The sequence below is a fragment of the Rudaea sp. genome (assembly GCF_036383415.1).
In the GTDB taxonomy this organism is placed as follows: domain Bacteria; phylum Pseudomonadota; class Gammaproteobacteria; order Xanthomonadales; family Rhodanobacteraceae; genus Rudaea.
Window position 1 is genome coordinate 1 of sequence record NZ_DASVOK010000501.1, and the last position, 8,423, is coordinate 8,423.

Annotated in this window: 8 protein-coding genes; 6 read left to right on the plus strand and 2 right to left on the minus strand. The window is 66.8% G+C overall.

Features of this window, described 5'->3' with window-relative positions:
- The coding region (locus VF497_RS18175) for a cyclic nucleotide-binding domain-containing protein (RefSeq protein WP_330891422.1) at positions 1-909 on the minus strand (909 nt) is incomplete at its 3' end.
- A gap of 135 nt (positions 910-1,044) precedes the next feature.
- Between VF497_RS18175 and VF497_RS18180 the strand changes: the two genes are divergently transcribed.
- Positions 1,045-3,087, plus strand: coding sequence for a M3 family metallopeptidase (locus tag VF497_RS18180; RefSeq protein WP_330891424.1), 2,043 nt, complete (start codon positions 1,045-1,047; stop codon positions 3,085-3,087).
- Between the two features lie 10 nt (positions 3,088-3,097).
- The gene (locus VF497_RS18185) at positions 3,098-4,021 is read left to right on the plus strand and encodes a hypothetical protein (RefSeq protein WP_330891426.1); all 924 of its coding nucleotides are present in this window, start codon (positions 3,098-3,100) and stop codon (positions 4,019-4,021) included.
- Positions 4,022-4,033: 12 nt separating this feature from the next.
- Here VF497_RS18185 and VF497_RS18190 read toward each other — a convergent pair whose 3' ends face one another.
- Entirely contained in the window at positions 4,034-5,110 is a 1,077-nt protein-coding gene (locus tag VF497_RS18190; RefSeq protein WP_330891428.1) for a hypothetical protein, read from the minus strand.
- A gap of 98 nt (positions 5,111-5,208) precedes the next feature.
- On the opposite strand from VF497_RS18190, the gene VF497_RS18195 reads away from it, so the two are divergent.
- From VF497_RS18195 to VF497_RS18210, 4 genes are all read left to right on the plus strand, one after another.
- On the plus strand, positions 5,209-6,159 hold the full coding sequence (locus VF497_RS18195; RefSeq protein WP_330891431.1) for a LysR substrate-binding domain-containing protein: 951 nt from the start codon (positions 5,209-5,211) through the stop codon (positions 6,157-6,159).
- Positions 6,160-6,183: 24 nt separating this feature from the next.
- Entirely contained in the window at positions 6,184-6,948 is a 765-nt protein-coding gene (gene xth, locus VF497_RS18200) for an exodeoxyribonuclease III (protein ID WP_330891434.1), read from the plus strand.
- Positions 6,949-7,004: 56 nt separating this feature from the next.
- Positions 7,005-7,682 carry a YecA family protein gene (locus tag VF497_RS18205; RefSeq protein ID WP_330891436.1) on the plus strand — a complete coding sequence of 226 codons (678 nt, stop codon included), beginning with the start codon at positions 7,005-7,007 and terminating at the stop codon, positions 7,680-7,682.
- A gap of 125 nt (positions 7,683-7,807) precedes the next feature.
- On the plus strand, positions 7,808-8,423 hold a 616-nt coding region (locus VF497_RS18210; protein ID WP_330891440.1), incomplete at its 3' end, for a DUF885 family protein.

Here is an 8,423-nt window from a genome sequence, read left to right on the forward strand (position 1 = left end):
CTCGACGTCGGCGACGGCGCTGCCGCCGCGCACGTGATGGTGGCTTGCGTCGCGCAATTGCGCCAGCCACGCCGCCGCGCGGCCGAGGCCGATATCACCTGCATGCAGGAGGACGAGATGGCGCGTGCGCAGCGCCGTGCGCTCGGCATTGATGAAGGCGACTTCGGGCCATGCGCTCGCCGTGTCCGCGGCGTTGACCGGCAGCAGGAACGCGTCGGCCTGGCGCGCGCACTGTTCGCGCCATGCGCTTTCGCCCGCGTCGCCGAGCAGGAGCACGTAGCGATGCGCGGCTTCGATTTCATGCAGCCAGGCCACGTCGCGGCCGCGCGCGGCGACCGCATCGATCAGGGCGCACGAACCGTAACGCGACAATGCTGCGGCGAGATCGCGGGCGAAGCCCTGCGCGTCGACGCCCGCGTCGTGCGGCAGGATCGCGAACGTGCGCGGCGTCGAGTAGCGCGCCTGCCCGGGCCGTTCGAGCAGATGCCGTGCGGTGACGCCGACCGTGTGCAGCATCGCCTGCGGATACTTCGCGACGAGGCGATGGAAGGCATCGGCCGACAGGCGCAGGACGATGCTGTCGCGCAACGCGCGCACGAGCGAGGTGCGCGCCGTGCGCGCAATCAGGCTGATCTCGCCGGCCACCTCGCCGGTGCCGATCATGCCGAGCAGGGTCAACACGGCATCGGCTTCGCGCCGGTACGCGGCGAGGCCGCCGCTGCGCACGACGTAGAGCGCGTCGGCAGCGTCGCCTGGGTCGAACAGTACTGCGCCGCCCGGCAGCAGGCGCGTTTCCAGCTCGCCGGCGAGTTCGGCGATGCCCGCCGCACCCAGCGGGGCGAACAGGTCGATGCCGCGCAGGAATGCCTGCAGATCATCGGACGAAGCTGCCGGATCGGTGTTGCCCATTCGTTTATGCTAACGCCGTGATGGCTTGATTTTCCTGAAACAACGCATCACGTTGCATGTTCCCCATTCGTGATTCCGGCTGAAAGCATGCTGGAATGGCGAGTCAAAAATTTCGCACAACGAACCTGTCCTGCAATGACCGAAACCAATCCCCTGCTCGCCGATTCCGCCCTGCCGCCCTTCGCCGCAATCAAGCCCGAACATGTCGGGTCTGCCATCGATGCCGTGCTTGCCGATTATCAGAAGGAAGTCGACGCGCTGACTTCCGGCTCGGCGCCGCGTAATTTCGCCAATACGATGCTGCCGCAGGAGACGCTCGAGATGCGCGTGGAGCGCGCCTGGTCGCCGGTCTCGCACCTGCATGCCGTGGCCGATTCGCCAGCGCTGCGCGAAGCGTATTCGGCGGCGCTGGAGAAGATCACCGAGTTCTCCACCGAGCTCGGCCAGAACCGTGCGCTCTACGCCGCGGTGAAAGCCGTTGCCGATCGCACCGATTTTGCCAACCTGGCGCGCCCGGCTCGCACGTTGGTCGAGCACGCGCTGCGCGATTTCCGCATGTCCGGCGTCGCGCTCGAGGAGCCGGCGCGTTCGCGCTTCAAGGAAATCGCAAACCAATTGTCCAAGCTGTCGAACGAGTTCGAGAACGCCGTGCTCGATGCAACCGAAGCGTGGTCGGAAAAGATCGGCGAAGCGCAGCTGGCCGGACTGCCCGAGGCCGAGCGCGCACTGCTGAAACAGTACGCCGAAGAAGCGGAACAGGAAGGCTGGCTGGTCACGCTCAAGCAACCCAGCGTCACCGCGGTGCTGACCTACGCCGACGATCGCGGCTTGCGCGAGCGCGTCTACGTCGCATACCAGACGCGCGCCTCGGACCAGGGTCCGAACGCGGGCCAGTTCGACAACTCGCAGCGCATCGAGCAGATCATGGCGCTACGCCACGAAGGCGCGCAGCTGATCGGCTTCAAGAACGCGGCCGAGGATTCGCTCGCGACCAAGATGGCCGGCACGCCCGAGCGCGTGCTCGCGTTTCTGCGCGATCTCGCGGCACGCGCCAAGCCGGTCGCGCTGCGCGAACTCGACGAATTGCGCGAATTCGCTCGCGCCGAACTTTTCATCGCCGACCTGCAACCGTGGGACGTGGCCTACGCCGCGGAAAAACTGCGCCTGAAGAAGTACGCGCTCAGCGAAGAGGAACTCAAACCCTACTTTCCGGCCGAGGCGGCGATCGCGGGCCTGTTCGCGATCGTCGAGCGCGTGTTCGGAGTCAGCTTCCGCGCACGTCGAGATGTCGAGGTCTGGCATGCCGACGTGCGCTACTACGACGTGGTCGATGCGCAGGGCAAGACGATCGCCGGCGCCTACTTCGACCTCTACGCGCGCTCGGGCAAGCGCGGCGGCGCGTGGATGGACACCTGTCGCTCGCGCTACAAGGACGGCGGCGAAACGCATCCGCCCGTCGCGTATCTCACCTGCAATTTCGCACCGCCAACCAAGGACATGCCGTCGCTGCTCACGCACGACGACGTGGTCACGCTGTTCCACGAAACCGGCCACGGCCTGCACCACATGCTGACCGAGATCGATCTGCCGAGCGTCGCCGGCATCGACGGCGTCGAGTGGGATGCGGTCGAACTGCCGAGCCAGTTCATGGAGAACTTCGCCTGGCAACGCGAAGGCCTCGCGCTGTTCGCGAAACACTGGAAGACCGGCGAGCCGCTGCCCGACGAACTGTTCCAGCGCATGCTCGCGGCGCGCCACTACCACGCCGGCCTGTTCCTCGTGCGCCAGCTCGAATTCGGCCTGTTCGATTTCCGCCTGCACCTGGAATTCGATCCCATGCGCGGCGCGCGAACGATGGAGATCCTGCGCGAAGTGCGCGACGAGGTCGCCGTCGTCGTGCCGCCGTCGTGGCAGCGCATGCCGCACGCGTTCGGCCATATCTTCGCCGGCGGCTACGCGGCGGGCTACTACAGCTACCTTTGGGCCGAACTGCTTTCGGCCGACGCGTTCTCGCGCTTCGAGGAGGCGGGCGTGTTCGACCGCGCCGCGGGCGATGCCTTCCGCCGCAGCGTACTCGCCGTCGGCGGCTCGCGACCGGCACTGGAGAGCTTCGTCGAATTCCGCGGCCGCGAACCCGAACCCGAGGCTCTGCTGCGCAGCTACGGTCTGGCGGCGTAAACACGCGGCGATGCTGTCGATCGTCGTCAACTTCCACAACAATCGCCGCGAGGCGATGAACACGCTGCATTCGCTGACGCGGGCGTACCAGCACGACGCGGGCGTGATCGAATTCGAGGTGATCGCGCTCGACCATGGTTCGACGCTGCCATTGAACGAGGCGGACGTTCGCGCGTTCGGGCCGGAATTCCGATACCGGCTCGTCGAGACGAAATCGGTGTCGCCGGCGGCGGCGATCAACGCGGCCTGCCGCGACGCGCGCGGCGAGCATCTGCTCGTGATCATCGACGGCGCGCATGTCCTCTCGCCGGGCATCTACGCGCTGGCGCAGCGGGCGTTCGCGCAGTTCGCCTCGCCATTCCTCGCCACGGCACCGTTCCATCTCGGTCCGAAGCAGCAGAACGAATCGGTGGCCGAGGGTTACAACCAACAGATCGAGGACGGCCTGCTCGCGCGCAGCGGCTGGCGCGACAACGGCTATCGGCTCTACACGATCGCGGGTGCGTTCGCCGATCCGGGCATGGCCTGGTTCGGCTGTCCGTTCGAGACGAGCTGTTTCGGCATCGGCAAGCGCGACTATCTCGATCTCGGCGGCTTCGACGAACGTTTCGTCGCGCGCGGCGGCGGCCTCGTCGCGCTCGATTTCTTCCAGCGTGCGGTGTCGCGCACGCAGGGCGACTACGTGATGTTGCTCGGCGAGGCGAGCTTCCATCAGTTCCACGGCGGCGTGGCGAGCAACGCGACCAAGGCCGCGCATCCGTGGAAGGAGTTCCACGACGAATACGTGCGCATCCGCGGCAAGAATTTCGCGCGCGTGCCGCGCCGGCCGTTCTACTTCGGCACGCTGCCGAACGAAGCGCTCGCCGCCACGCGGCTCTCGGCCGAGCACGGCCTCGCGCTGTGGCAGAAGGCCGTCGCCACAGGTGAGGGCTGAACTGCGCCGAAGCTACGCGCGCGCGAGTTCGCTGACCCAGTTCGTCTTCCAGTTCACGCCATCCGCGGACGAGGCCTGTTCCCAGCGCGCCGAACGCGCGGTGATATGCGACCAGATTGCGCGGGTCTTGATCGTGCGTCCGTCGACCGTGTCTTCGCCGATGAACGTGCCGACGCCGTCGACGAAACCGCCGCGGATCGGCGACCCAATCTCCGCGGGATGGCTTTTGCTGAGCCACCACACCTGCCATTGTTTCGTCGCGGGATCGAACGCGCGCAGGCCGATGCCGCGGATCGGGTTGCCGGGCAGGTTCATCACGTTGTCGCCGACGTTGCCGTGACCGCCGAGCACGGGCCAGTTCACCAGCGTGCCGTCGAACTCGTCCCATTGGCTGGCATCGGGCGAATCGTCGCGCAAGCGCCGGTGGCGCACTTTCCAGCTGCCGACCAAGAAGTCGAAGTCGTGCGGCGCATCTGTGCGCTTCGGCAACGGCGTCGGCGTGGCCTGCGTGCGCGTGAACCAGTTGCGCCAGTTGATCTCCCAGGTCTTGCCTTCGTCTGGGGAAAAATCCTGTTCCCACCAGGGCCGGGCGCTGTGGATGTCGCGCCAGTGGAAACGCATGATGATCGGGCGGCCCTTGAACGTGTCGCGCCCAACGAAGGTGCCCACGTCTCCGGCGAAACTGCCTCGCACCGGCGGATCGATGTGGGTCGGATTGCGGCCGTCGAGCCACCAGATCGCCCAGCTGCCGGCGGCGGGGTCGAATGCGCGCAGGGTCAGGCCGTAGTAGGCGCCGCCCGGCAGGTCGAGCCAGTTGTCGTCGAGGTTTCCGGAGCCGTCGAGCACGGACCAGAGCGCGCTCTTGCCGCGGAATTCCTCCCAACGGGTGTCGCCGACGAGGCGCTCCTTGAGGCGGCTGTGTTTGACGTCCCAGTTGCCGATCAGCCAGTCCCAGTCGTGCGCATGCGCGGACGGATCGGCGGGCTTGCCCTCGGCGGCAAAGAGCCGCGGAGCCCATGCCGACGAAAGCGGCAGGCTGGCGGCGGCGATGGCTTGGGCGAGAAAGTGACGGCGAGACGGATGCGACATCGGAATCTCCGCAAGGGGTGGGTTGGCTGGTGCGGAGTGTGGTGATCGGCACCCGGCGTTGACAATGCGAATATCGGTGCGCAGGCTAAGCCGCATTTATGCTGCCCGAACGCCGACTGCCGTCACTGATCGCCATCCGCGCCTTCGAGGCCGCGGCGCGCCATGGCAGTTTCGCCAAGGCGGCACAGGAGCTCGACACCACGGCCGCGGCGGTCAGCTACCACGTCCGCCGGCTCGAGCAGCAAACCGGCGTGCGCCTGTTCGTGCGCCACGCGCAGCACGTGTCGTTGACCGAACCGGGCCTGCTCGCCGCACGCGAAGCCACGATCGCGTTCGACACTCTGCGCGCGAGCTTCCTGCGCGCCGCGGAAGCCGACGAAGCGCGCCTGTCGCTGACGACACTGCCGAGCCTCGGTACCAGCTGGCTGACGCCGAAGCTCGGGCGCTTCCGCAGCCGTCACGCGGAAATTTCGCTCGAACTGGATCTCTCGCCGCTCGCCGAAGACCTCACCGCGAGCCGCTACGACGCAGCGATCCGCAATGGCCACGGCCGCTGGCCGGGACTGCGTGCACACGAATTGTTCCCGAGCATCTTCATGCCGCTCTGCTCCCCTGAACTCAAGCGCGAAGCCACGGCGATCGCCGATCCGCGCAAGCCGGTCGAGGTGCCTTTGCTCGGACGCTACGACTGGTGGGCCTTGTGGTACCGCGCGCGCGGCTTTTCCGCAGCGCCGCCACCGAGCCGCTTCCGCACGACGCTGTCGAGCGAATACCTCGACATCGCCGCCGCAGTGGCGGGACAGGGCATCGCGATCGGCTCGCCGATCCTGTTCCGCAACGAGATCGACACCGGACGCCTCGTTCCCGCGCACGATTTCGTCGCCGGCGACGGCCGCGCGTTCTGGTTCGCCTATCCGCAGGCGCGCGACCGCGCGCGCAAGATCGGCGCGTTCCGCGAATGGATCGGCGAAGAAGCCGCGCGCGACCGCGAGGCAGCGCGGGCCTATCTCGGCAGGGTCGTGATCGTCGCTCCAGCACCGTACTATTGAGCGACCCCGATCCGGAACCGCAGCATGAAAATCGCCAGCTGGAACGTCAATTCGCTCAACGTGCGCCTGCCGCATCTGACGACATGGCTGGCCGAGGCGCGGCCCGACATCGTCGCGCTGCAGGAAACGAAGACAGAGGACAGCAAGTTTCCGCGCGAGGCGATCGAGGCCACGGGCTATCGCGTCGCATTCTCCGGGCAGAAGACCTACAACGGCGTGGCGATCCTCGCGCGCGAGGAGCCGCGCGACGTCGTCACCGACATTCCGGGCCTCGACGATCCGCAGCGTCGCATCTTGATCGCCAGCGTTGGCGACTTGCGCATCGCCGATCTCTACGTGGTCAACGGCCAGGATGTCGGCACGGAGAAATACGCGTACAAGCTCGACTGGCTGGCCAAGGTGCGCGCGTTCCTTGCCGAGGAGATCCGGCGTCATCCGAACCTCGTCGTGCTCGGCGATTTCAATATCACGCCAGACGATCGCGACATCTATGACCCGGTCGCGTGGAAGGAACAGATCCTCTGCTCGACGCCCGAGCGTGACGCGCTCAAGGCGATCGTCGACCTCGGCTTGCACGACACGTTCCGCCTGTTCAACGACGAGGCGGGGCAGTATTCGTGGTGGGACTACCGCCAGGCCGGCTTCCGCCGCAATCTCGGCATGCGCATCGACCTCGTGCTTGCGAGCGAGGCGCTGCGTTCACGCTGCCGCGCGGCAAGCATCGATCGCGTGCCGCGCACCTGGGAGCGGCCGTCCGATCACACGCCGGTGCTGCTCGAACTCGATTGACAGGACGAACTGCGGCGAATGAACGGAATCCGGAATCCGCGGTGTAGAATTTCCCGATGACGGATTTTTCGCAGCACGACGATTGGCCCGCCGAACTCGACGACAGCGAGCTGGAAGAGCTCGACCAGTTCCTGCGTGCGCACGCGGGCGATGATCACCTGCTGCTCGACGGCGTGCATGGCCTGCTCACCGCGATCGGCATCGGTCCGGAGAAGGTCTCGCCCGACGAGTGGCTGCCCGAGATCCTGCATGAACCCTTCGCCGACGAGGACGAGGGTCGGCGCGTGCTCGAACTGCTCGCGCGCCTGTCGGAAAGCGTCGAGGTCGAGGTCGAGGCCGACAGTTACGAGCCCATCCTCGGCGAAATCGAGCTCGACGACGGCGATACCGCGCTGTCGGCGCTCGGCTGGTGCGAGGGTTTCTCTCGCGGCGTCGACCTGCGCGCACGCCTGTGGGAATCGCGCCTCGGCGTCGATTCGCACTTGACCGAACTGCTCGGACCGATCATGGCGCTCGCGGTCGAGGAAGGCGTGTTTGCCACCGACGCGGATTTCGCGCCGCTCTCGGAACAGGAATACGACGACTGCCTCGCGCAGCTGCCCGCGGCGGTCGGCGCCGTCGCCCACTACTGGATCGACGCGCCGCTGGCGCCCGAAGAACTCGCCGGTTCCCCGCATCGCGCGAACGCCGAGAACGAACCGCGGCGCAAACGCCTCGGACGCTGGTTGCATTGAGCCGTTTCGGTACGGCTCCGCGGCAAGACGCCGGCGTGCATGACTTTCGCAACAGGCCACGATCGGCGTTTGCTGACAAACTTGGCCAACTGACCCGTTCCGTTTCCCGCTCCAGGAGAATTCCGATGCGTCGTCTGCTTCTGGCCAGCGCCTGTGCGCTCGCCTGCGTTTCGCTTGGCAACACCACCGCGGTTTGCGCAAAAGATGTCGTCGCGGCGACGAAGCCCGCCGCCACCGCGGTGCGGCCTGCCCCGGACTGGGTCAAGCGCAGCAACGAGTTGGCCCAGCCGCTGCTCAAGGCGCAGGCCGAATTCGCACCGGAGTTCGCCTCGTTCTTCGGCCTGCCCGGCTACGACGACCGCGTCGCCGATCTCGGTCCGAACAACGGCGAACGCCAGCGCTCAGCCTTGCGCAGCGCCAAGGAAACGCTGCAGAAGGATCAGAAGACCGAGGAGAATCCGTTCGTCCGCCAGGACATCGACATCATGCTGCATGCGGCCGATCAGCAGATCGAAGGCAGCGAGCTCAACGAAAAACTCCTGCTGCCGTTCACCGATGTCGGCCAGCTCGTGTTCCAGGGCGAACAGGCGCTGCTGCAGGACCAGACCGATCCGGCGCGCCGCGCCAAGGCGCTCGACCGCCTGCAGCGTTACGTCGGCCTGGCTCCGGGCAGCACGGCGATCACTAAGCTCGCGCGCGAACGCTTTGAAGAGAAGCTCAAGAACCCGGCGCTGCTGAAAC

Excerpts from the sequence above, each read along its gene's own strand:
- VF497_RS18185 (WP_330891426.1), top strand. The coding sequence starts at position 3,098 with ATGCTGTCGATCGTCGTCAACTTCCACAACAATCGCCGCGAGGCGATG.
- VF497_RS18180 (WP_330891424.1), top strand. The coding sequence starts at position 1,045 with ATGACCGAAACCAATCCCCTGCTCGCCGATTCCGCCCTGCCGCCCTTC.
- VF497_RS18190 (WP_330891428.1), bottom strand. The coding sequence starts at position 5,110 with ATGTCGCATCCGTCTCGCCGTCACTTTCTCGCCCAAGCCATCGCCGCC.
- xth (WP_330891434.1), top strand. The coding sequence starts at position 6,184 with ATGAAAATCGCCAGCTGGAACGTCAATTCGCTCAACGTGCGCCTGCCG.
- VF497_RS18205 (WP_330891436.1), top strand. The coding sequence starts at position 7,005 with ATGACGGATTTTTCGCAGCACGACGATTGGCCCGCCGAACTCGACGAC.
- VF497_RS18195 (WP_330891431.1), top strand. The coding sequence starts at position 5,209 with ATGCTGCCCGAACGCCGACTGCCGTCACTGATCGCCATCCGCGCCTTC.